General features: G+C 48.7%; 19 protein-coding genes and 1 tRNA gene. 13 read left to right on the forward strand and 7 right to left on the reverse strand.

Going from position 1 to position 24,012, the window contains the following annotated elements; all coding sequences use genetic code 11:
* Nucleotides 1-137: 137 nt before the first annotated feature.
* Nucleotides 138-698: an NlpC/P60 family protein gene (locus BSPA111_RS19155; protein ID WP_183272739.1), complete on the forward strand. Its 561-nt coding sequence runs from the start codon at nt 138-140 to the stop codon at nt 696-698.
* A gap of 9 nt (nt 699-707) precedes the next feature.
* Here the strand turns inward: BSPA111_RS19155 and BSPA111_RS19160 are convergent, their stop codons facing one another.
* Nucleotides 708-2,069: an HdeD family acid-resistance protein gene (locus BSPA111_RS19160; protein ID WP_255459311.1), complete on the reverse strand. Its 1,362-nt coding sequence runs from the start codon at nt 2,067-2,069 to the stop codon at nt 708-710.
* Between the two features lie 252 nt (nt 2,070-2,321).
* Between BSPA111_RS19160 and BSPA111_RS19165 the strand changes: the two genes are divergently transcribed.
* Nucleotides 2,322-4,856: a penicillin acylase family protein gene (locus BSPA111_RS19165; RefSeq protein ID WP_183272741.1), complete on the forward strand. Its 2,535-nt coding sequence runs from the start codon at nt 2,322-2,324 to the stop codon at nt 4,854-4,856.
* 177 nt (nt 4,857-5,033) lie between these two features.
* On the forward strand, nt 5,034-5,390 hold the full coding sequence (locus tag BSPA111_RS19170) for a DUF1971 domain-containing protein (protein WP_183272742.1): 357 nt from the start codon (nt 5,034-5,036) through the stop codon (nt 5,388-5,390).
* Nucleotides 5,391-5,689: 299 nt separating this feature from the next.
* On the opposite strand, the gene BSPA111_RS19175 is transcribed toward BSPA111_RS19170, so the two are convergent.
* Nucleotides 5,690-6,904 carry an ROK family transcriptional regulator gene (locus BSPA111_RS19175; RefSeq protein WP_183272743.1) on the reverse strand — a complete coding sequence of 405 codons (1,215 nt, stop codon included), beginning with the start codon at nt 6,902-6,904 and terminating at the stop codon, nt 5,690-5,692.
* 371 nt (nt 6,905-7,275) lie between these two features.
* On the opposite strand from BSPA111_RS19175, the gene BSPA111_RS19180 reads away from it, so the two are divergent.
* From BSPA111_RS19180 to tal, 7 genes are all read left to right on the forward strand, one after another.
* Nucleotides 7,276-8,265 (forward strand): ROK family protein, encoded by a 990-nt coding sequence (locus BSPA111_RS19180; protein WP_183272744.1) that lies wholly within the window; start codon nt 7,276-7,278, stop codon nt 8,263-8,265.
* Nucleotides 8,262-8,927 (forward strand): SIS domain-containing protein, encoded by a 666-nt coding sequence (locus tag BSPA111_RS19185; protein ID WP_221200575.1) that lies wholly within the window; start codon nt 8,262-8,264, stop codon nt 8,925-8,927. The genes BSPA111_RS19180 and BSPA111_RS19185 overlap by 4 nt, the downstream gene beginning before the upstream one ends.
* Nucleotides 8,928-8,963: 36 nt before the next feature.
* A complete protein-coding gene (gene alsB, locus BSPA111_RS19190) occupies nt 8,964-9,911 on the forward strand; it encodes a D-allose transporter substrate-binding protein (RefSeq protein ID WP_183272745.1) in 948 nt (315 codons plus the stop codon).
* Nucleotides 9,912-9,990: 79 nt separating this feature from the next.
* Complete coding sequence (locus BSPA111_RS19195; protein WP_183272746.1) at nt 9,991-11,502, forward strand: sugar ABC transporter ATP-binding protein; 1,512 nt, start codon at nt 9,991-9,993, stop codon at nt 11,500-11,502.
* A 26-nt stretch (nt 11,503-11,528) separates the two neighbouring features.
* Nucleotides 11,529-12,518 (forward strand): D-allose ABC transporter permease, encoded by a 990-nt coding sequence (gene alsC / locus BSPA111_RS19200; RefSeq protein ID WP_183272747.1) that lies wholly within the window; start codon nt 11,529-11,531, stop codon nt 12,516-12,518.
* Nucleotides 12,519-12,908: 390 nt separating this feature from the next.
* Nucleotides 12,909-14,912 (forward strand): transketolase, encoded by a 2,004-nt coding sequence (gene tkt / locus BSPA111_RS19205; protein WP_183272748.1) that lies wholly within the window; start codon nt 12,909-12,911, stop codon nt 14,910-14,912.
* Nucleotides 14,913-14,914: 2 nt separating this feature from the next.
* Complete coding sequence (gene tal, locus BSPA111_RS19210; RefSeq protein ID WP_183272749.1) at nt 14,915-15,859, forward strand: transaldolase; 945 nt, start codon at nt 14,915-14,917, stop codon at nt 15,857-15,859.
* Nucleotides 15,860-16,080: 221 nt separating this feature from the next.
* On the opposite strand, the gene BSPA111_RS19215 is transcribed toward tal, so the two are convergent.
* Nucleotides 16,081-16,156: transfer RNA gene (locus tag BSPA111_RS19215), tRNA-Phe, on the reverse strand.
* 436 nt (nt 16,157-16,592) lie between these two features.
* Between BSPA111_RS19215 and BSPA111_RS19220 the strand changes: the two genes are divergently transcribed.
* Complete coding sequence (locus tag BSPA111_RS19220) at nt 16,593-18,731, forward strand: ornithine decarboxylase (RefSeq protein ID WP_183272750.1); 2,139 nt, start codon at nt 16,593-16,595, stop codon at nt 18,729-18,731.
* Nucleotides 18,732-18,773: 42 nt separating this feature from the next.
* On the opposite strand, the gene BSPA111_RS19225 is transcribed toward BSPA111_RS19220, so the two are convergent.
* The 4 genes from BSPA111_RS19225 to mutY all read right to left on the reverse strand — a co-directional run bounded on the left by BSPA111_RS19225 (nt 18,774) and on the right by mutY (nt 22,774).
* Nucleotides 18,774-20,027, reverse strand: a complete 1,254-nt coding sequence (locus BSPA111_RS19225; protein WP_183272751.1) for a nucleoside permease — start codon at nt 20,025-20,027, stop codon at nt 18,774-18,776.
* A 252-nt stretch (nt 20,028-20,279) separates the two neighbouring features.
* Nucleotides 20,280-21,356 (reverse strand): membrane-bound lytic murein transglycosylase MltC, encoded by a 1,077-nt coding sequence (mltC, locus tag BSPA111_RS19230; RefSeq protein WP_183272752.1) that lies wholly within the window; start codon nt 21,354-21,356, stop codon nt 20,280-20,282.
* Nucleotides 21,357-21,416: 60 nt separating this feature from the next.
* The gene (locus BSPA111_RS19235; RefSeq protein WP_034493327.1) at nt 21,417-21,689 is read right to left on the reverse strand and encodes an oxidative damage protection protein; all 273 of its coding nucleotides are present in this window, start codon (nt 21,687-21,689) and stop codon (nt 21,417-21,419) included.
* A 2-nt stretch (nt 21,690-21,691) separates the two neighbouring features.
* Nucleotides 21,692-22,774, reverse strand: a complete 1,083-nt coding sequence (mutY, locus tag BSPA111_RS19240; protein WP_183272860.1) for an A/G-specific adenine glycosylase — start codon at nt 22,772-22,774, stop codon at nt 21,692-21,694.
* A gap of 155 nt (nt 22,775-22,929) precedes the next feature.
* Here mutY and trmB point away from each other — a divergent pair, with 155 nt between their 5' ends.
* A complete protein-coding gene (gene trmB / locus BSPA111_RS19245; RefSeq protein WP_183272753.1) occupies nt 22,930-23,649 on the forward strand; it encodes a tRNA (guanosine(46)-N7)-methyltransferase TrmB in 720 nt (239 codons plus the stop codon).
* On the forward strand, nt 23,649-23,975 hold the full coding sequence (locus BSPA111_RS19250; RefSeq protein ID WP_183272754.1) for a YggL family protein: 327 nt from the start codon (nt 23,649-23,651) through the stop codon (nt 23,973-23,975). Before trmB ends, BSPA111_RS19250 begins: the two co-directional genes overlap by 1 nt.
* Nucleotides 23,976-24,012: the final 37 nt, after the last annotated feature.

A 24,012-nucleotide genomic window follows, 5' to 3' on the forward strand; every position in this document is an offset into this window, starting at 1 on the left:
GGGTCTATTATTGGACTGAATGAACATTGGATAATTTTCACTCAGTGGTTATTATTTGCTCACCCAAAAGGAGTTGTTCGTCCCGTTGCCATCAATCAGGCAATGGTTTGTTTGCCCGAATTTGAAAGATATGACTTATGCCTCGCATTAAACATCTCGTAGCTCTGGTCTTTTTTGTTGCACCTTTAATTGTTAGCACCAATTCTTTTGCTTTTAATATGCCAAAGGAGTTTGCATCATTAGGAATAAAATCTATTTCTCACAAAAATAGTTTTTCTGAAAAAGATAATTTTATAAAAATGACAAATGGTAGTGATGCTGAAAATATCCGTTCGGCAATATTGTCACAATATTCAAACTGGAAAGGAACGCGTTATCACCTTGGCGGAACGACGCACAATGGTGTGGATTGTTCAGCGTTGATGCAGAAAATATTCAGTGCTTCATTTGGTCAGTCGCTGCCAAGAACGACCACACAGCAAATTCATAATGGCCAGCAGGTCAGTAAGGAAACGCTCAAGCCTGGTGATTTAGTCTTTTTTAAAACGTCCCCAGGACAGCGTCACGTTGGGGTTTACGTGGGGGATAATAAGTTTATTCACGCGTCGAGCAGTGAAGGTGTGACGATGTCATCGCTTGCAAATCATTATTGGGTTGATCATTACGAAACGGCACGCCGTCTTAAAGTGATGGGGTGATATTGAACGCTAATCTTTTGCCACATCTTCGCCGCTTTTACCTTTTCCCCACGCAATGCGGCGATGGAGCATTTTTTTCACCGCTCGCCCTGTAGTATTTAACCAACCGGTTGGACGTGGGTCGGCGAGCATGCTCAGAGCGCGGGCATAATCCAGTACCAGACCCGGCGTCCAGGCCATTGTTTCGGCACGTTTGCGAAGTTGCAACGCGACCCAAAGCTCCGGTGTCGACATCAGTTTTCCCATCGCGACCCAGAATCCACGTTTATGCCACAGCCTGCCGACCGCACCCTCAAGCGCCGCTTCTAATGCACGCGCCACGCTGCTCGAGCAGTTTCTGTGGGTCAGGTTGTAGGATTCATTCTTCCGATACGTTTCCCAAAAATCTTTAAGCCGTGCTTCGCTGTAATTACGAATGCGGACCTTTCTTGTCGATGGGCACCACTTTGCGGCCTCGGTCGCATAATCCGGTTGGAAAATTCCCGGGACATTGTTTTCTGGCGTAGCCCGTAACAGGCGAGCAAACTCATCGGGGGACTGATCAATGAGTTCAGCAGGATAGAGGCTAATGTAAATGCCCCCTGGGGATTCAAGTGCCGCGTGGCCAGTCGAGATAACGCCATTGCGGTCTACCGCTGCGATATAGCGGTTAATGACGGGACGGGGAAGCGTCTCACCGGGGGCCGAGCCTACGGGAGTCCAGACATGCACAGTCAGCGCTTTTTCGTCGTCGTCCGGCGGACCGTTCCACTCCACAATGTCAGGTGGAAGATGATCGGCTTCTTCCATAAATACAGCGCCTTTGAGGCCCGGGTTTTCTGCGGCATTTTTAACGCGATTGGCGAGAATAAACAGGTTCCAGCCGGCAAATGCTAAACCTAAACCCAGGCAATAAGGAACCGTCCCTTCATAGTATGTAGGCCATGGCTGGAAGAAAAATATCGCCAGTAAAATTTCGACAATACCTCCCCATAAAGCAGGTCGCCATCGGCGATAACGTACGACCACGGCTGAAGCAATTTGCAGAGCGCCATCGAATAAAAACAACAGGCCGAAGATCATCGACAACACGAAGTTACCGTGGTGATGACCCGCCAGAATCAATAGCGCCGCAACGGTAAATGCCGCGCCTTTCACGTAGCGCAACAGGCGTTGCCCACCCATGCCGCTGTGGGCCACCATCAATGTTGCCGCGCCTTCTAAAAGCAACAGACAGGCGAAGGGTTCGAGAGGGAAAAACAGCGAGCTATCTAAAGCATCCAGAATAACGACCACTCCGGCAATGAGTGTAATCCAACCGAAACGGCGCAGCCCGCGCCAGTGGGAACGCAGAAAATCAACGCCAAGCAGGATCATCGTCAGCCGCATCATGGGGGGATTTCCGTTAATCACTCCACCCAATATATAGCCCACCAGGCGCAAGTACGACATGTCCAGAAATGACAGAACTTAGCAGTGGGAACAAGAATTAATGATTCATATTTATTCATTAAATTAGAAAAAATGAATGACAAATTTAGTTACCACGCTCACGATTTTATCTAAAACTGGGTGCTGTAAATGGATATTACTCGCTCCGTTGCTAGTATCGTTTTGCGAGTCTTTCACCCGTAAGAGGATACAATGAAAAATAAAAATGGCCTTATTGTGAGTTGCTTTATGGCAGGGGCGGCTGCGTTGTGGTGTGCACAAGGGATGGCAGCGGAACAAAGCAAGGAGGTAAAAATCATTCGTGATGAATATGGGGTTCCCCATATTTATGCCAACGACACCCGAAACCTGTTTTATGGCTATGGCTACGTCGTGGCACAGGACAGGCTTTTTCAAATGGAAATGGCACGCCGCAGCACGCAGGGAACCGTCGCGGAAGTGCTGGGCAAAAAGTATCTCGAATTTGATAAGGACATCCGACTTAACTACTGGCCTGCCAGTATTCATGCTCAGATTGAAGCGTTACCTGCGGAAGAAAAAGCGATTCTTCAGGGCTATGCCGATGGCATGAACGCCTGGATCGATAAGATCAATGCCGAGCCTGACAAACTACTGCCAAAAGAGTTTTCTACGCTTGGCTTTAAGCCTCAGCACTGGCAGCCTTTTGATGTGGCGATGATCTTTGTTGGTACGATGGCTAACCGCTTCTCTGACAGCACCAGTGAAATTGATAACCTTGCTCTGTATAACGCGCTCCAAGATAAATATGGTGAAAAGCAGGGGATGGGGGTATTTAACCAAATCAAATGGTTAGTTAACCCGTCAGCGGCAACAACCATCGAACCCGCAGAGCATCGCTATCCGTATAAGCTTACCAATCAGGCCACGCAGCTTGCCTATAATTTACCGCGTTACGACCAAACCCCACCGATGCTTGAAAGGCTGGCGAAGGGCAATGATGGTGCCTTGCTTGCGCTGAGTCGTGAGCAAAATAAGCAGGTTATCGAAGAACAATTTGCCCGAAGTGGCGCGAATGGCCTCGCGGGTTTTCCAACCACCAGTAATATGTGGGTGATTGGCAAAGCAAAAGCTGCGGATGCAAAGTCCATAATGGTTAACGGACCGCAGTTTGGCTGGTACGTACCTGCATACACCTATGGTATCGGTCTGCACGGAGCGGGATATGATGTTGTCGGCAACACCCCATTTGCCTATCCCGGCCTGGTGTTTGGGCATAACGGCACGATCTCCTGGGGGGCAACCGCAGGGTTTGGGGATGATGTGGATATTTTCGCGGAGAAAGTCGATCCCAAGCGGCCTGACTATTACCAGCATCAAGGGCAGTGGGTGAAAATGCTCAGTCGCACCGACACGATCAATGTGAAAGATGGTGCACCGGTTTCTATTACCCTCTACCGGACCGTTCACGGAAACGTAATTCAAAACGATCTGCAAACTTCCACCGCATATGCAAAATCCCGCGCCTGGGAAGGCAAAGAAGTCGCGTCATTACTGGCCTGGACGCATCAGATGCAGGCAAAAACCTGGTCGCAGTGGACTCATCAAGCAGCAAATCAGGCTCTGACCATCAACTGGTATTACGCCGATAAACAGGGAAATATCGGTTATGTACACACTGGTGCGTATCCGCAGCGCAAGCCTGGGCACGATCCTCGTCTGCCGGTTCCAGGAACGGGTGAGTGGGACTGGGATGGCATCTTACCTTTCTCCAGCAATCCACAAATTTACAATCCGAAATCGGGCTACATCGCAAACTGGAACAATGCGCCAGAAGAGGCTTATCCGGCGTCGGATCTTTTTGCTTTTCTGTGGGGGGGTGCAGATCGAGTGGATGAGATCAAAAAGCTTATCGATGAACAGCCGAAACTCACACATGAACAGGCATGGGGCATTATTGCGAAGACCAGCCGCCAGGATCTGAATTTACGTCTGTTCCTGCCGTCCATTAAACAGGCGGTTCAAGGATTGCCGGGCAATGATCCGCGCCGTCAGCTTGCCGACTTGCTTGCAAGCTGGAATGGCAACAATCAAATGAATGCAGATGACAAAACCTGGCAGCATCCGGGCTCTGCGATATTAAACGCCTGGCTGACCAGCATGCTGAAAAAAACGGTTGTCGCAGCCGTTCCTGAGCCGTTTAACAAGTGGTACAGCGCAAGCGGTTATGAAACGACGCAAGATGGCCCGACGGGGTCACTGAATATCAGCGTGGGAGCCAAAATTCTGTATGAGGCATTACAAGGCTCGCGTTCGCCAGTTCCGCAGGCGGTCGATCTCTTTGGCGGAAAATCACCGGATGAAGTTGTCAGAAACGCTCTGGAAGAGTCCTGGCAGCAACTCTCACAACGTTACGGAACCCAACCGGGAAGCTGGAAAACTCCGGCGATGCCGCTGACCTTTAGAGCGAATAACTTCTTTGGTGTCCCTCAGGCAAATGCTGATGAAGCTGTGCACCAGGCGGAGTATCAAAACCGTGGTACCGAAAACGACATGATTGTATTTGGTGCGCAAGGTGAGGAAGTGCAAGCGTGGGATGTTGTTGCGCCAGGGCAAAGTGGGTTCGTCGCCCCTGACGGTACACCTGCGAAGCATTATCGCGATCAGCTTGAGATGTATAAAACGTTTGGTCGTAAACCACTGTGGCTAACTCATGACGAGGTCACTGCGCATAAAGAGTCTGAAGAGGTTATTCAGGTGGCGCAGTAGTTAATGATTGAAACAGTCAAAATGACATTACGTTGTCGTTTTGACTGTTTTTTGTATTGTCATAATGACTTATAAGATTAACTGAATTCTTATAAGTGCTTAAATAATAATATAATAAATAACTGGCATGTATGTTGCTCTATCTTACCCAGACACTTTTTAAATCTGGAGAACACCATGGCACATCGCATCCCGGCAGATTACAAACACACTCGTTCCACACCTTTCTGGAGCAAAGACTCCGTTCCAAAAGCCCTGCTCACTCACCACAACACCAAAAAAGATGTCTATGGGCGCCTGTCAGTAATGCGCGGCGCGGTCAAATATATTGGTTTTAAAAATGAAAATGACACCGTTGCTGAAATCGAAGTGATTATCGAAGAAGGGCGCTTTGGTGTCAGTCCTCCGCAGTACTGGCATCGCATTGAATTGCTGACAGAAGACACTTATTTCAATATCGATTTCTTCGCCGCACCGGATGCAGAACTTGAAGGGAAGGGGTTTGGGCAGGTTGTGAATACGGGGAAGAGTTAATATTTTCAACGCCAGAAAGCAAAAAACCAGCCCTAAGGCTGGTTTTTCTAAATTAGTGGCGCCCGGACTCGGACAAAAACGTCGGGAACGTTTTTGAACAGCGCTTGCGCTGGCCCGTCAGGGTGAGTCGCAGGGAAGCGACGAGTAATCGAACCAAGGACACGGGGATTTTAAAAACCCTTGTCAGATCGCACTTTGAAGTCTTGGCCGAAACTCATGTCGGCCAACAGTATTGCCTCGGAATTGAGAAAGTAGTTCTCAATATAGTGCCTGGGATTATCGTGGATATGAGTCCATTGTTATTCTGTAGTAAGTTTAATCTGACCACTGAAGATATATTCACCGATAACGGCAATCGCCCCAACCAATGGGGCATTAGCACCAAAGCTGGAATGGACAATTGACACTTGTCTGTTTTCATTAAAACCGGGTGCATTATTGATATTAGCCATCAGTGTCTCTTCGATAAAACATCCAGGCACACTTTTCTCATAGCCGATAATAATAAAGTCACTGTCAATCAATGACAGGGCATTGGTCAGGGACCATGTCAGAAAACGACAAAACTCATCAAGAACTTGAACTGCAAGGGGATCCTGTTCATGGGTAGCATCGATAATATCGGCCAGTGTAGGTGTTTCCAACTGAACAAGTCGTGAGGCAGGATTCAACTCGACCAGAGTCGCGACGCGTTTACGCAAATTATGAATATTGGTGTAATAATCCAGGCAACCGCGATTTCCACAGGAGCAGACTGGTCCCTCGAAATTAATTGAAGTGTGACCAATTTCACCGCTTTGCCCAACATTCCCGGTGTGGATTTTTCCGTTAAGTACCAGACCAGCACCAATACCATTCATCAGATGCACATAAATATAATTAATGCATCCTTTGCCTATTCCGTATAGTTTTTCAGCCAGTGCTGCGGCATTAGCATCATTAATCAGTAAGACCGGAGCTTGCGTTAATTTTGCAATCACTTCTACGGCATTAAAATGATAAACATCACCAAATTCAGGCGGGTGCAACAGAACACCTTTATTTTCATCAAGTGGTCCGATAGAGGATATCCCGGTACCGAATACTGGCCGCGAGGTATGTTGCAATGCCAGGGAGTATTGTTCTGAAATTAATATTTCAAGCGTGTCGTTATTTAATGTTAACGGATATTCAGCAATGCTTTTATAAATGATATTTCCGGTGAGATCACTCACTATTGTAGTTAATACATCCCTGCGAATCAGAACACCTAAAATACATGGTGAATGGGGTGAAATCATTAATAAAACCGGCTTGCGTCCGGTCTGATAATCGTCAGGTAGTTGTTCTGACTCAGAAACCAAATTTTCAGCGATCATATCCTGGATAAGATTTGAAAGAGTCATTTTGGTCAATCCCGTATGACGAGCAAGCTCTGCGCGGGACATCATTTTGTTGGTCGCCAGAAGGCGCAGGACAGACAGACGATTAGCCTCCCTTACATCATTGAGGTTCAATCCTTTTTTTTTATTCATTCACGGCTACCCTTTCTGTTCATCGCAAGAAAATCGTCTTCCATTGGTCACAATACCATAAATTACAATCCTTTTTGGAGCATTTTCCTTTTAGGATTGCAAAGCTGCTTTTGTTTATTTGTAAATAAAACAATTGACTAAAAAAGCAATGATTTCTTTGTAACTGGCTGATTTATATTGTCTTTTTTGGTGTTGATTTTCTGTGAATTTTCAGTTGTGAAGTTTATCACACATTAATAAAAAAACCATTTATAGTTAGTAAATCAAGTTTACCAACTATTTTGTTTACGATATAACTTCTGTGCATTATCCCTGTTTGCTCCCGATTGCGTGGGCTGATGGCCAGTTAACTTTTATTTTCATGAGGTAATATGAACCAGAAACTCATTGGCGTGGATATAGGTGGGACAAAATGTGCAATCTCCCTTGGCGCTATAAATGAAAGTGGCCTGATTCTTGTTGATAAACATATTTTCAACACGGGTGACAGCACTGATGTGGATAAAATAATTAGCGAAATTATTTTATCTATTAGCGAGGTGTTACACCGCAATGAATTAACTGAAAGGCAGATAGGTGCCATTGGTATCAGCTGTGGCGGACCACTGGATGTCAAAGCGGGTCTTATTTTATCTCCGCCAAATTTAATCGGCTGGGATAATGTCGCCATCGTCGATATTTTGCAAAAACGTTTTGATGTACCCGTTAAATTACAGAATGACGCCAATGCCTGCACGCTTGCCGAGTGGCGATTCGGGGCTGCACGTGGATATGAAAATGCAGTGTTTTTAACTTTTGGTACCGGGCTGGGTGCTGGCCTGATCCTCAATGGCAAACTCTATTCTGGCAGCAATGACATGGCAGGTGAAGTGGGTCATATCAGACTGACGGAACAAGGCCCGGTTGGTTACGGAAAAATGGGCTCTTTTGAGGGATATTGCAGCGGTGGTGGCATTGCACAACTTGCGAAGAGCAAAGTGTACGAAAAATTCCAGGTCGGCCAGTCGGTAACGTTTTGTCCCGATGCACGAGCACTTGAACAACTTGATGCGCGTATTGTTGCCAGCGCAGCGCGGGACGGAGATGAGTTGGCTCAGGAGATTTTCCACCTTAGCGGCGAATCATTGGGCAAAGGCCTGGCCATTATCATCGATATTCTCAATCCTCAGGTCATCGTCATTGGGGGGATTTTCGCTCGCTGCCACGACCTGCTTTGGCCGTCCGCCAGTTCAGTGCTGTTCCGTGAGTGCCTTCCTTCCTCACTGGCCGTATGCCGGGTAGTACCAGCAGAGCTTGGGGATAATGTGGGCGATTATGCCGCGCTGGCCGTGGCGCTTAACGACCAGGAGGTATACGCATGAAGACCATGACACTGCGTATTCTGCAACAGACCATGACTGATAATCCGGCGCTTCGGGAATGTGAACCAGCAATTGTCAGCGTCTGGGAAAGCCTGCTGCTCTGTTTTCGCAAGGGAGGGAAATTGCTTCTGTGTGGCAATGGGGGGAGTGCATCCGACTGCGAGCATATCGTCGGCGAGTTGATGAAAGGATTTGTTTTACCGCGGCAACTTCCTGACAGTGTGAAAGCAAGAATCACCGCAGCATGGCCGGAACAGGGAGAGTACCTCAGCAGCCACCTGCAGGGCGCATTACCGGCGATTTCACTGGTCAGCCATACCAGCCTCAGTACCGCATTTATTAATGATGTTGCCGCCGACATGGTTTATGCCCAGCAGGTGTATGGCTATGGCAAACCTGGAGATACATTGCTGGCGCTTAGCACTTCCGGCAATGCCGAAAATGTCATCAATGCTGTGCGCATCGCAAAAATCTGTGGCATGGAAAGCATTGCCATCACCGGTAGTAAGGGAGGAGTACTCGCTCATCTCGCCGATAATGTCATCCGTTTACCCGCGGAAAAAACCTACCGTATCCAGGAAATGACACTGGCGGCCTACCACTGCCTGTGCGCCATGCTGGAGATGGAAATTTTCGCTCCTGACGACGCTGTATCTCTGTAAAAGCCCTGAACGTAACAATAAGAAAAGGAACCTACCATGAAATTACGTAATGCTGCTCTCTCCTGTGTACTGTTATCGCTTATGTCGCAGTCGGCCATGGCCGCTGATGTTGCAGTTATCCTGAAATCTCTTTCCGATCCGTTTTTCCTTTCGATAAAACAAGGGATTGAGGAAGAAGCCCAAAAACGCGGTGTCACCGTTGATTTCTTTGCACCTGCCAGCGATGCAGACCCACAGGGGCAGCAGCGTCTGCTCGAAGATGCAATTAATAAAAACTACAAGGGTATCGCCCTCGCTCCAACGTCACCTGTCAGTCTTGTGCGTGCTATTGCCAAAGCCAACAGCAAAGGTATCTACGTCGTCAATATTGATGAGAAAGTTGATATTCCTCAACTGCGCTCCGTAGGTGGCAGCATTGTGGGCTACACCGGTACTGATAACGTACTGCTGGGGGAAAAAGCGGGGAAATTCATTGTCAAACAGCTTGGCGAGGAAGGCGGTAAGGTAGCCATTATCGAAGGAAAACCAGGCTATTTCGCCAGCGAAACTCGCAAAAGTGGGGTTAGCAAAGGCTTTGAGACGGGTCCGAAAGTGACGATTGTTGCCAGCCAGCCTGGGGACTGGGATCGTGTGAAAGCGATGGACGTTACGGCTAATCTTCTGCAGCGCTACCCGGATGTTCGCGCAATCTATTCCGCTAATGATGTTATGTCGCTGGGCGTTGTTCAGGCGGTAAAAAATGCCGGGAAGCTTGACAAAATCATGGTCGTGGGGACCGATGCCTCGCCTGAAGCGCGTGACTCGATTAAACGCGGTGAACTGACCGCTTCGATTGCCCAGAATCCGCAGGCTATCGGGGCGGCTGGACTGGACATGCTGCTCGATGCCATTGCGACTAAATTGCCAATGGATCCAAAAGCAGAACCTAAGTTCGTGCCGGTTGATACCTATATCGTGACCAAAGACGGCAGGGTTAACGAGTAATACCCATTGCACAGTCCGACGAGGACTGTGCAACTTCCGCTTCGTCCCAGTAAGGCCCACCTTTTCAATGAGGTAGATTATGACCCGACTCGTCGCGGTGAAAGACGTAGTGAAAAAGTTTTCCGGGACTGTCGCGCTAAAAGATGTCACCTTTGACATTCAGGCCGGCGAAGTCCATGTCCTGTTGGGAGAGAACGGCGCAGGAAAGTCGACGCTGATGAAGATTCTGTCAGGTATCTATGCCCCAACATCCGGAGAAATTATACTTGGTGACCAGTCCTGGAAATCATTGACGCCTGTCCAGTCGCGAAAGTTTGGTATAAGACTGATTTATCAGGAATTATCAGTTATTGATCATCTTTCAATTGAAGAAAACCTGTTCGTCGGCAGTATTCCTACCCGAAGAGTCCTGGGGATCTCAGTGGTTGATCGCGCGCTTATGCGTGAAAAGGCCAGTAAAGCGATGTCACGCGTCGGCCTGAACCGCCCGCCACAAACGCTGGTCAGTGCACTTTCTATTTCAGAAAAACAGCAAGTCGAAATCGCCAAAGCCCTGGTGGAAGAACCACGCATTATTATTATGGATGAACCGACCTCATCATTGAATGATGAGGAAGTCGCGCGTTTATTCATCATCATCAACGATCTGCGGCGCTCGGGAATTGGTATCGTATATATTTCCCACAAACTGAAAGAGATCCCAGTTATCGGTGACCGCGTGTCGGTATTAAAAGATGGCTGCTATGTCGGAACCTGGGACGCGAAAACCACGCCGATTGAAACGCTGGTCGCCCGCATGGTGGGTCGCGAATTAAATCACGCGCGACCAGACGGCCAGAATATCGATAAGAACGATAAAGTGTTTGCCGTTGACGCACTCTCGTCAAAAGATGGCATGGTAAATAATGTCTCGTTCGAACTTTATCGGGGAGAGATTCTCGGTTTCGCCGGGTTAATGGGGGCTGGACGCAGCGAATTGATGGAAACCATTTTCGGTGTGCGGCCTAAAAGCCAGGGGAGCCTGACATTAAATAATAAGCGGTTAAATATTAATAATCCAACTGATGCTATTCGTGCTGGTATTGCATTTGTGACAGAAGACCGCCGCCGCACCGGATTTTTCCACAACTTCAGCGTCGCGGAAAATATATCAATTCTGCCTTATATAAAATCATCACGGCATGCATTATCTCTGGAACGACTTGATTATCAGGCTGAAAATAAAATGGGAGAGCAATATAAAACAGCTCTGAACATTCGCTGTACTTCCTCAAAGCAGGCAATTACACAGCTTTCTGGTGGTAATCAACAAAAAGCCATTATTGCTAAATGGCTGGCTGCAAAGAGCGATCTGTTTATTTTCGATGAACCAACACGTGGTATTGATATCGGCGCAAAGGCTGAGATTTACTCCATTTTACGTGATCTTGCCAGCAGTGGTTGTGGGATTATTGTGGTTTCTTCCGAATTACCTGAACTTTTGTCTGTTTGCGATCGAATCGCGGTTTATCGCCATGGAGAGATTGTCACCTGCCTGGATAACCAGGATGCCACTGAAGAAAAAATTATGCATGCCGCCACGGTGTGTTGATCGGAATATTGATGACGGAGTACCCTATGAATAAGACGAGTGCAATTGTATCGGCAGAGAAAAAAACTTCGCGTAATTTCTCAGCACTGTGGCAGGAATATGGCATTGTTGGCGTGTTAATTTGCTTATTCATCATATCAAGTATCCTGTCGCCGGAATATTTTCTGAGCCGTGATAACTTAATTCAGGTTCTGCTACAAAGTTCCGTCATGGTTCTGCTGGCTTGTGGTGTATTTTTCACCATTCTAATCGCAGGCATTGATTTATCCGTTGGTTCTGTTCTGGCCCTGACCGGGATGGTGACTGCACAGATGATGATGGCGGGTTGCCCATTCTGGATAGCCATTATTGTCGGTGGGGTGATGCTCGGTGCGTTGCTGGGGTTAATCAATGGCTTCCTGGTTAATATGACCGGATTGCATCCTTTTATCATTACACTTGGCACTGTCGCGGTTTATCGTGGGCTGACACTGATTATCTCTGATGCCCGTTCAGTATTCGGTTTTGATCCGACGTTTGGCGATACGATTGCCGGAACCTTACTTTCTATTCCTGTGCCGGTAATCATTGCTTTACTGACGGCGGTAATTCTGTGGTTTATTACGCGCCATACCAAGCTTGGTCGTAATATTTACGCTATTGGTGGTAATAGTCAGGCAGCGTGGTTCTCAGGGATTAATATTAAATACCACACACTGGTTGTGTTTATGATTTCCGGAATTTGTGCGGGGATTTCAGGTGTGATTACAGTTGCCCGTACCGCAGCAGCTGAACCTAATGCGGGCGTTGGGTTTGAGACCTTCGCAATCGCTTCGGCCATTATCGGCGGCACCAGCTTCTTTGGTGGACGTGGACGGGTCTTCGGTGTTGTGGTTGGTGGGCTTATTATTGGCGTGATCAGTAATATTCTTAATTTAATGAACGTACAGACCTACTATCAACAGATTGTTATGGGTGCATTGATTATTGTGGCGGTTACGATTGATAAGATGATCAGTAGCCACGAAGGTAAATAAGATAGGTTATGTGCATTCTAAGATGAACTGTTAAAAATTAGGTGATGGCTAATTTTATTGAGGATGTATGATGGCAGGGTAGGTGGCTGAATAATAATGAATATGGTATGCGTGATAACACTATTTTCAGTATGTTCAGACGCTTCCTGCCTGAAGTGAATAATTGTCTGTTATGGTGAAGTCAATATATTTTTATTCCTGTGATGACAGCGATTTGGATTGTACCCCAATAATGGGCGTGGCTTAATTTTTATTGACGCGCGAATAAGGCACTACCCATTCAGTTATTGTCTGTCACTTAAGTAATTATGGCCTGTTAATTCTGGCCTCCGATATCAGCATTAAGATAGAACTGATTTTCTTCTCAACGCCTTACACGTGGAGTTTAAAATGTCCTCTCGTAAAGAGCTTGCCAATGCTATTCGTGCACTCAGCATGGACGCAGTACAAAAAGCCAAATCCGGTCACCCGGGTGCCCCTATGGGTATGGCCGACATTGCCGAAGTCCTGTGGCGCGATTTCCTGAACCATAACCCGCAGAACCCTGCATGGGCTGACCGCGACCGTTTCGTTCTTTCTAACGGCCATGGTTCAATGCTGATTTACAGCCTTTTGCACCTCACAGGTTATGACCTGCCGATTGAAGAACTGAAAAACTTCCGTCAGCTGCATTCCAAAACTCCGGGTCACCCGGAAGTGGGCTACACCGCAGGTGTAGAAACCACCACTGGCCCACTGGGTCAGGGTGTTGCGAACGCAGTCGGTATGGCAATTGCAGAACGCACCATGGCGGCACAGTTCAACCGTCCTGGCCACGATATTGTTGACCACTTCACCTGGGCATTCCTGGGTGATGGCTGCATGATGGAAGGCATTTCCCATGAAGTTTGCTCTCTGGCGGGTACGCTGGGTCTGGGTAAACTGGTTGCTTTCTATGATGACAACGGTATCTCTATCGACGGCCACGTTGAAGGCTGGTTCACAGACGATACGGCTAAACGTTTCGAAGCTTACGGCTGGCATGTCGTACGCGGCGTTGACGGCCACGATGCTGACGCAATCAAACGCGCAGTTGAAGAAGCCAAAGCGGTTACCGACAAACCTTCACTGCTGATGTGCAAAACCATCATCGGTTTCGGTTCTCCAAACAAAGCCGGTACACACGATTCCCACGGCGCACCGCTGGGTGATGCAGAGATTGCTCTGACTCGTGAAGCGCTGGGCTGGAAACACGCGCCATTCGAAATCCCGCAGGACATTTATGCTCAGTGGGATGCGCGTGAAGCAGGCCAGGCTAAAGAAGCGGCATGGAACGAGAAGTTCGCCGCTTACGCAAAAGCCTTCCCACAGGAAGCGGCAGAATTTACCCGTCGTATGAAAGGCGATATGCCTGCTGAGTTCGCTGCGAAAGCCCAAGAGTTCATCAAGAACCTGCAAGCTAACCCGGCAAAAATCGCCAGCCGTAAAGCGTCCCAGAACACCATCGAAGCATTCGGCCATTTGCTGCCAGAATTCCTCGGCGGCTCCGCTGACCTGGCACCTTCTAACCTGACTATCTGGTCTGGTTCTAAAGCCATCAATGAAGACCTGGCCGGTAACTACATCCATTACGGTGTACGTGAATTCGGTATGACGGCGATTGCTAACGGTATCGCGCTGCACGGTGGTTTCCTGCCGTACACCTCTACCTTCCTGATGTTTGTTGAATATGCCCGTAACGCGGTGCGTATGGCAGCATTGATGAAGCAACGCCAGGTGATGGTTTACACCCACGACTCTATTGGTCTGGGCGAAGATGGCCCAACTCACCAGCCTGTAGAGCAGCTTGCTGCCCTGCGCGTTACACCAAACATGAGCACATGGCGCCCATGTGACCAGGTTGAATCTGCGGTTGCGTGGAAATACGCAGTAGAACGTCATGACGGCCCAACCGCTCTGATCTTCTCGCGTCAGAACCTGGCACAGCAGGATCGTACTGAGCAGCAACTGGCGGATATCGCTCGTGGCGCATACATCCTGAAAGATTGTGCAGGTCAGCCAGAGCTTCTCCTGATTGCGACCGGTTCTGAAGTTGAACTGGCTGTTGCCGCGTGGGATCAACTGACTGCGGAAGGCATCAAAGCGCGCGTGGTTTCCATGCCGTCTACTGATGCATTCGACAAGCAGGATGCGGCTTACCGTGAAGCGGTTCTGCCGAAAGCGGTTGCTGCCCGTGTTGCTATCGAAGCCAGCATCGCTGACTACTGGTACAAATACGTTGGCCTGAACGGCGCAGTTGTAGGCATGACCACCTTCGGTGAGTCAGCACCTGCTGAGCAACTGTTCGAAGAGTTTGGTCTGACAACCAACTCCGTTATTGCAGCGTGCAAAAAAGTCATTGGAAACAGGAAGTAAAAATGAATACGTTTCAGAGCCTGAGTCAGTTAACAACGCTTGTTGTGGACAGCGGTGATATTGAATCCATCGTGAAGTATAAGCCGCAGGACGCGACGACGAACCCATCGCTGATCTACAAGGCGGCTACAATGCCAGCCTATGAAAAGTTCATCCACGAAGCCGTGTCTGCTTGCCGCAGCAGGAAAATCCCGACTGATAAAATGCTTAGTGCAGTATGCGACTATGTATCCGTGCTTGTCGGGAAACACATTGCCGAACATGTTCCTGGAGTCGTATCCACCGAGGTCGATGCCCGTCTGTCATATGACAAAGAGGCCTGTATTCTTAAGGCCAGAGAGCTGATTGCGCTGTATGAAGAATATGGCGTAAGTAAGGATAAGGTCTTAATAAAACTGGCCGCCACCTGGGAAGGCATTCAGGCGGCAGAGCAACTGGAGAAAGAGGGCATTCAATGCAATCTGACGCTGTTGTTCTCGTTCGCTCAGGCAAAAGCCTGCGCTGAGGCTAGTGTCACGCTCATTTCTCCATTTGTGGGGCGTATTTCTGACTGGTACAAAGCGAGAAAGCCTGAGGTTTTGGAAAATGAGGATCCCGGCGTAGAGTCTGTCAGAAAAATCTACAGCTACTATAAATCAAATGGTTACAAAACAATCGTGATGGGTGCCAGTTTCAGAAACCCTGAACAGGTAATGGCTCTCGCAGGCTGTGACAAACTGACGGTATCGCCCGTGATATTGCAACAGTTGCAGGAAAGTCACCAATCCGTATGCCGCACATTGCATTTCGAGAGCAGTCTGAAGGCATTGCCTGAGAGGATGTCGGAGAGTGAATTCCGCTGGGAGCACAACCTTGACCCGATGGCAGTAGAAAAACTGGCTGAAGGCATACGCCTGTTTGCTGATGACCAGCAGAAGATGGAGCAAATGATTGCTACGTACTTTTAACTTTGTAGCGTCCTGGAGTAACGTTACTCATTAAAGTTGAGCAGGGCGCCGGAATGGCTGATACCGGTATGGTGCCCGGAGGATAAAGCGTGCTGTCAGAGGGAAATGTCCACATAGGGTGCAAGAGGTAAGGTGGCTTTGTCTGAGGGCCGGAGCGACCAGAAATCTACCTGAACGCCAGAAAGCAAAAAACCAGCCCGTAGGCTGGTTTTTCTAAATAGTGGTGCCCGGACTCGGAATCGAACCAAGGACACGGGGATTTTCAATCCCCTGCTCTACCGACTGAGCTATCCGGGCAACGGGGCGCATTAAACCGTAAAGGCCGTTTGCCGTCAACGGTTTTGTATTAATAAGCCGTGCGTTTGCACGAATAATGTGCTCCAGGTAGCAGCATCGCCTTGAACCGTCATGCAGAAGGTGCCATGATTGCGCGAAATTTCACTCATCCGGAACGGGGCGCTTATTGATGTTTATAGTCAATGTTCACCGACATCTCTCGATGGCGCTCGTTCACCATTCTGCTGTATCCCGAAGACCCTTGCTCACCATGCGGTGAGGGCAACGCACGCTCACTGCAGGACAACAGTAAAATCAGGTGATGCCTGGTTTTACTGATGTCTGGCGGTCGGAGTGGGTATCATCCATCAGACCATCAAGACACATTCACCGGGGAATGCTCCCTTTGCCGTGCCACAAGGCACTCACTCATCCTTGACCTCTGGGATTTGTGCATATGAAATCTTTGAAAATTGCCGCCAGCCACGATGTGGTTGCCACACTAGAAACACATCGTGAAGTGGTTACGCTTGATAGCACTGACTTTACCGATATTGCCGCCGTTGTCCTTTCTGTGGCGGATAGCCGCAGCGGCATTCTGGCGTTACTTAAACGCACGGGCTTTTCGATTCCTGTTTTTTTAGTGACTGATAGCGGGTCAAGTGAGCAAGAAGGTATCACAGGGCTGATAACCGGTAATGCGCAGGATTATCTGGAGCTTGAAACGGCGGCTTCTGGTTATGAAGAGGGTCTGCTGCCACCGTTCTTTGATACGCTGACGAAGTACGTGGCGATGGAAAACAGCACCTTTGCCTGTCCAGGTCACCAGCACGGTGAGTTTTTCAAAAAGCACCCTGCAGGGCGCCAGTTTTATGATTTCTTTGGCGAGAATTTGTTTCGCGCGGATATGTGCAATGCGGACGTTAAACTCGGTGATTTGCTGATTCATGAAGGATCGGCCAAACATGCTCAGAAGTTTGCAGCCAAAGTCTTTAACGCCGATAAAACCTATTTCGTTTTAAATGGTACGTCGGCGGCGAACAAAGTCGTTACCAACGCGCTGCTGACCCGTGGTGACCTGGTGCTTTTCGACCGCAACAATCATAAATCCAACCATCATGGCGCGTTGATTCAGGCTGGTGCGACGCCAGTTTATCTCGAGGCGGCTCGCAATCCGTTTGGTTTTATTGGCGGGATAGATGCGCACTGTTTTAATGAAACGTATTTACGTGAATTGATTGCGGAAGTGGCACCTGAACGTGCGCAGGAAAAGCGTCCTTTCCGCCTTGCAATTATCCAGCTGGGTACTTACGACGGCACGATTTATAACGCACGTCAGGTGGTGGATAACATCGGCCATCTTTGCGATTACATCCTGTTTGATTCCGCATGGGTCGGTTACGAGCAATTTATCCCGATGATGGCAGACTGCTCGCCGCTGCTATTGGATCTCAATGAGAACGATCCGGGTATTTTTGTCACGCAATCGGTGCATAAACAGCAGGCGGGTTTCTCACAGACTTCTCAGATCCACAAAAAAGATAACCACCTGCGTGGTCAGGCGCGTTTTTGCCCGCATAAGCGGCTGAACAATGCGTTTATGCTGCATGCGTCCACCAGCCCGTTTTATCCGCTGTTTGCTGCGCTCGATGTGAACGCGAAAATTCACGAAGGGGAGAGCGGACGCCGTTTGTGGGCCGAATGCGTTGTGCAGGGGATTGAAGCTCGCAAAGCCATCATCAATCGTTGCACGATGATCAAACCGTTTATTCCGCCTCTGGTTGCGGGTAAGCCGTGGCAGGAGCATACAACCGATGTCATCGCGCAGGAACGCCGATTCTTTAGCTTTGAACCGGGCGAAAAATGGCATGGTTTTGAAGGTTATGAACCGGATGAATACTTTGTTGATCCATGCAAACTGCTGCTGACCACCCCGGGCATTGATCCACAAACCGGGCAATACACGAAATTTGGTGTGCCTGCGGCGATCCTCGCAAACTATCTGCGTGAGAACGGTATTGTGCCTGAGAAGTCGGATCTCAATTCGATCCTGTTCTTGCTCACTCCTGCGGAAAGTACTGAGAAAATGGCGCATCTGGTCGCGATGCTGGCGCAGTTTGAGCGGCATATCGAAGACGATGCGCCTTTGGCGGATGTACTGCCGACAATCTATCAGAAGTATTCACAGCGCTATCACGGCTACACGCTGCGTCAACTTTGCCAGGAAATGCACGATCTTTACGTCAGCTTTGCCGTGAAGGATCTGCAAAAAGCGATGTTCCGCAGCGCCAGCCTGCCTGCCGTTGCAATGAACCCACAGGATGCAAACAGTGAGTTTATTCGCGGTAACGTCGAGCTGGTGCGTTTGAGTGAGTCTGAAGGGCGTATTGCTGCTGAAGGCGCGTTGCCATACCCGCCAGGCGTGTTATGTGTGGTGCCGGGGGAAGTGTGGGGCAGCGCTGCGCTGCGTTATTTCCTGGCACTGGAAGAAGGTGTGAATATGCTGCCGGGATTCTCGCCGGAATTGCAGGGTGTTTATAGTGAAACGGATGCGGACGGGATTAAGCGACTGTACGGCTATATGATCCAAGCCTAAAAAAATGTTCCCCATGTCGGGTGACACGGGGAACATTATCTATCAGGCCGCTGGCTGGGCTGCCGTTGGTGTTCTGACGTGTTTATATTTGAAGAGTGCGACAAAGGCGAAGGCCAGAACCAGTGAATAACCGGCGAAAATTAGCCATACGCTCTGCCAGTCGGTGATTCCCGCCGTAGTGAAGTTCTCCACCACTTTCCCGCTGACAATCCCACCCAGGATGCAACCAAACCCGTTGGTCATCATCAGGAACATGCCCTGAGCACTGGCACGAATCTCTGGTTTCACCTCTTGTTCCACGAATACAGAACCGGAGATGTTGAAGAAGTCGAAGGCACAACCGTAGACGATCATCGACAATACCAGCAGTACGGTGCCCATTGGTGTTGGGTCGCCAAAGGCAAACAATCCAAAGCGTAGCATCCACGCAACGATACTGATAAGCATCACGTTTTTGATGCCGTAACGAATCAGGAAGAACGGAATCGTCAGGATAAATACGGTTTCAGAGATCTGCGAAATAGACATCAGCACTGACGCATGTTCGACAATAAAGCTGCTGGCGAACAATGGGTTCTGATCAAAGCTGTGAAGGAAGGTATTACCAAACATATTGGTAATTTGCAGTTCTGCGCCTAACAGCATGGAAAAAATGAAGAAAATTGCCATGCGCTTGTTTTTGAAAAGTGCGAACGCATCCAGTCCTAACATTGAGCTCCAGCTCTGATTTTTTTGTGCATTGGCGACTGGAATATGTGGCAGTGTCAGGGTGAAAAGCGCTAACACGACTGACAGTGTTGCACCGATATAAAGCTGCATGTGGCTGAGTTCAAAGCCTGAGAAGCTTACGCCCCACATGGCGAAGATGAAGCCGATTGTTCCCCAAATACGAATTGGCGGGAAGTCGGTGACGATATTCATCCCTGCGGATTGCAGGCGATAGTAAGAAATCGTGTTAACCAGTCCAAGCGTTGGCATGTAGGCGAGCGAGTTCAGCAGGATCACAATGAACATCGCACTTGGTGAGGTAACCTGGGCTGCGAAATACAATGTGATGGCGCCTACCAGATGACAGGCCGCGTAGAGCCAGCGCGCACTGATCCATTTGTCCGCAATAATACCAAGCAGCGTTGGCATAAATACCGCAGCAATACCCAATGAACTGTATACCGCGCCGATGGCTGCACCATCGAACTTGAGGGTGACGAACATATATGAGCCGAGCGTAGTCAGCCAGCTTCCCCACAAGCAGAACTGCAGAAACGAAAGTACTTTAAGCTGCAGCTTAAGGTTCATGTAAATTACCTCACAGGATTTAATATCGGATGTTGCATTTCTAACATATCCCTTTCGATATGTTGTAATCGTAACATTAGCAGTGCTGCGGGGTAATTTTTGGTACATTCAGCAAATAAATGAAAACATCTGCAGGTTACATTTGAAAATAGTGACCTGGGCTGCATTTTTGGGTGTTGAAACGTGGAAATCAGAAGGGAGTTGTATCTCCCGCCGTCAAAAAGAGTGGCAGGAGATACAACAAACTGAGTGTTAACGCCGACGATAGCTCTTCTGCGCGGTATTCACTTTGTACAGATAATGACGTGATTCCGCTGAAGGATGGCGTGTTGTCAGTACCTGATACACATCACCTGGCGTCATGCTGTTGATAATACTGAAGGCGCGGTTCTTATCGTTGTTGAACACACGCAGCACACTGCCCGCACCACCGTTATACGCGGTGATCACTGCATAGCGGCGTGAGGTTGGGTTATCAATTCCGCCCAAATAACTCTCTTGCAAAATTGCCAGATAAGCCGTGCCGGTATCGATATTGCTTTCAGGATCAAACAAGAAGCTGCGGCTCGGTTTGCCCCATTTGCCTTGCGATTTAAAGACATCAACCCCTGCGCTGTGCTGTACAACCTGCATCAGACCCAGTGCATCAGCGTGGCTCACTGCATACGGGTTAAAGCTCGATTCGGTTTGCATGATAGCCAGAATCAGGGATTCATCGACACCATATTTCTTCGATGCTTTGCGCACCATGCCAAGGTATTTATGTGCACGTTTATCAAGGTGGTTGGGGACCAGATTGATGGTCACGCTATAAACAATTTTCAGCCCGGTGCTGCGGCTTTTCATGCGTGTTTGCAGCAGGTAATCAGCAAATTTTGACGCACGTCCTTCCCAGCGAATAGGCTGGCCGGTGTTATCCACAACCTGACCATACAGGAACGGTTCTTTGGAGATAACCACATCGTTGGCATCAGAATAAAGATCGATAGAGCCTGGATCGTCACCCATCAGTAAGGTGTTGATAATAGCCTGACGCAAGTGCGCGGCAGGTTCAGTGCCGGCAATGGTTTCGATGGTAATCGTACCTTCGTCAAAGTTGATATGGCTACGGGTCAGGTATTGGTCGGTATATTTTACGTAGTCTTTTGGACCCGCAATCAACACTTCCTTCATGCCCCAAATATTTTCGATGTTATGAGCAAATTGCCCCATCAAAATATCGAAACCATTGGTGTCCTTAACAAAAGCCTCGTTATAGGCATCGTCTTTTTTGCTCGAACATGAAATGAGCAGGGGGACAACCAGAGCTAGCGCGAGAAATTTTTTCATCGTTCCGTGTATGAGTTGTGCTTGATGTGTTGTGCAAAAGGGCCGAAGGCCCCTGTATTTTTATTTTTCTGGTGGCGTGTAGCCTTCGATATGGACTTCTTTGCCTTCGAACAGGAAGTTGACCATTTCAGCTTCCAGCTCTTTACGGTGTTCAGGATTCATCATGCTCATTTTACGTTCGTTAATCAGCATGGTTTGTTTGGTTTGCCACAACGCCCACGCTTCTTTTGAGATCTCGTTATAAATACGTTTGCCCAGTTCGCCCGGATAAAGTTGGAAATCCTGGCCTTCTGCGTCACGTTGCAGGTAAGTACAAAAAATAGTTCTGCTCATCATTATTCCTCTTCAACGATGCGGGCGGGTTTTAGTACCACCGGATCGGCGTGTAATTGCTGTAATAAACGCTCTACCGGAGCGGCCAGTCCTACGGACGGAGGCTGCGCTAAGTTATACCAGAGAGCGGTTCCTTCATCCATGCACCCGCTAAACGAAAGCACCGGGAGCCACATTGGAACAATATCCAAATGGAAGTGGCTGAATGTATGGCGGAAGGCGGTTAATTGCGTGAGATTTTCCGCAGGGATTTGGCGTTGTGCTAGCCAGTCGCGTAACTCTGCTTCGGTTTCGAACTGTGGGAAGCAATACAAACCGCCCCAAAGACCAACAGCAGGGCGCTGGGATAGCAAAATACTTTGCTGATGCTGCATCATCAGGAAATAGCCAGTACGCTCCGGTATTGTCACCTTCGGTTTTTTTCCTGGATAGTTCGCCCAGCTATTATTGGCATACGCCAGACAAATATTATTCACCGGGCATAGTTCGCATTTGGGTTTCGAGCGGGTGCAAACCATCGCGCCCAAATCCATCATCGCCTGGTTAAATTGGCTAACACCTTGCGCTGGCGTGACTTGTTCAGCTATATCCCACAGCTTCTTCTCTACGTCTTTTTTACCCGGCCAGCCAGAGACTGCGTAACAACGTGCGAGCACGCGTTTGACGTTGCCATCCAGAATAGGGAAATGTTTGCCGAGTGAAAGCGAAAGAATGGCACCCGCGGTAGAACGCCCAACACCGGGAAGTGCGGCCACTTCTTCAAAGGTTTCCGGGAATACGCCGTGGTGCTGGTTTGCCACCATTTGCGCAGCTTTGTGCAGGTTTCTGGCACGCGCGTAATAGCCAAGGCCGGTCCACAAATGCAGAACTTCATCCAGTGGAGCGTTGGCAAGATCGGTTACCATTGGGAAGCGATCCATAAAGCGCTCAAAGTAAGGAATGACGGTAGCAACTTGCGTTTGTTGCAACATCACCTCAGACAGCCATACTTTATAAGGCGTTTTTTCGAGTTGCCATGGCAGGGTTTTGCGCCCGTATTTTTGATACCAGTCAAGAACCTGGTTGGCGAATTGCGGCGCTTGTATCATTGTTGCCCAGCATCCGATAAATGTGTGATTTAGGGGGCTGATTCCAGCACAGACGGCTCCGTGCTGTAAACCGGAACTTTCTGGTGCTTGCTTCTCATCATTAACTTTGGATAATGCCCGTTTCCCGAACACTAACTCAAAGCCTGAACACCATGAAAAATGACGTCATCTCACCGGAATTTAATGAAGAAGGCCGCGCAATGCGCCGGATTCGTAGTTTTGTGCGCCGCCAGGGCCGCCTGACTAAAGGTCAAGAGTTCGCACTGGAAAACTATTGGCCGGTGATGGGCGTTGAATATGAAACCGCACCTGTTGATTTTGCAGCACTATTTGGTCGCGAAGCGCCAGTAACGCTGGAAATTGGTTTTGGCATGGGGACGTCGCTTGTCGCAATGGCACAGGCAAATCCACAGCAGAATTTTTTGGGTATTGAAGTACACTCGCCAGGTGTCGGGGCTTGTCTCGCGACAGCCCATGAAGAAGGCGTTGAGAACCTGCGTGTGATGTGTCACGACGCAGTAGAAGTGTTGCAAAAAATGATTCCTGACAATTCTTTATCTATGGTTCAGCTCTTTTTCCCTGATCCATGGCACAAAGCACGTCATAATAAACGCCGTATCGTTCAAGTGCCGTTTGCCGAGTTGGTGAAAAGCAAATTGAAACTGGGTGGTGTGTTCCATATGGCAACCGACTGGGAACCTTATGCGGAACACATGCTCGAAGTGATGTCCTCTATCGACGGTTATCAAAACCTGTCGCAGAGTAACGACTACGTACCGCGCCCGGATTCACGTCCGGTGACCAAATTTGAACAACGTGGCCATCGTCTTGGTCACGGCGTATGGGACTTAATGTTCGAGAGGATAAAGTAATGGCAAAAAATCGTAGCCGTCGTTTGCGTAAGAAAATGCACATCGACGAATTCCAGGAGTTGGGGTTCTCTGTTGCATGGCGTTTCCCGGAAGGCACCTCCGAAGAACAAATTGATAAAATCGTTGATGCATTTATTGACGATGTTATCGATAAAAATGGTCTGGCTTTTGATGGCGGCGGCCACCTCTCCTGGGAAGGCTTAATTTGTCTGCAGGAAATCGGTAAATGCACCGAGGAGCATCAGGCTCTGGTGCGCAAATGGCTCGAAGAACACAAAGCTGAAGACATTCGCACCAGCGATCTGTTTGATGTTTGGTGGGATTGATATTTGCAGCATAAACAGGTCGGTGAAAACCGGCCTT

The sequence above is a fragment of the Buttiauxella sp. A111 genome (assembly GCF_014189855.1).
GTDB classification, from domain to species: domain Bacteria; phylum Pseudomonadota; class Gammaproteobacteria; order Enterobacterales; family Enterobacteriaceae; genus Buttiauxella; species Buttiauxella selenatireducens.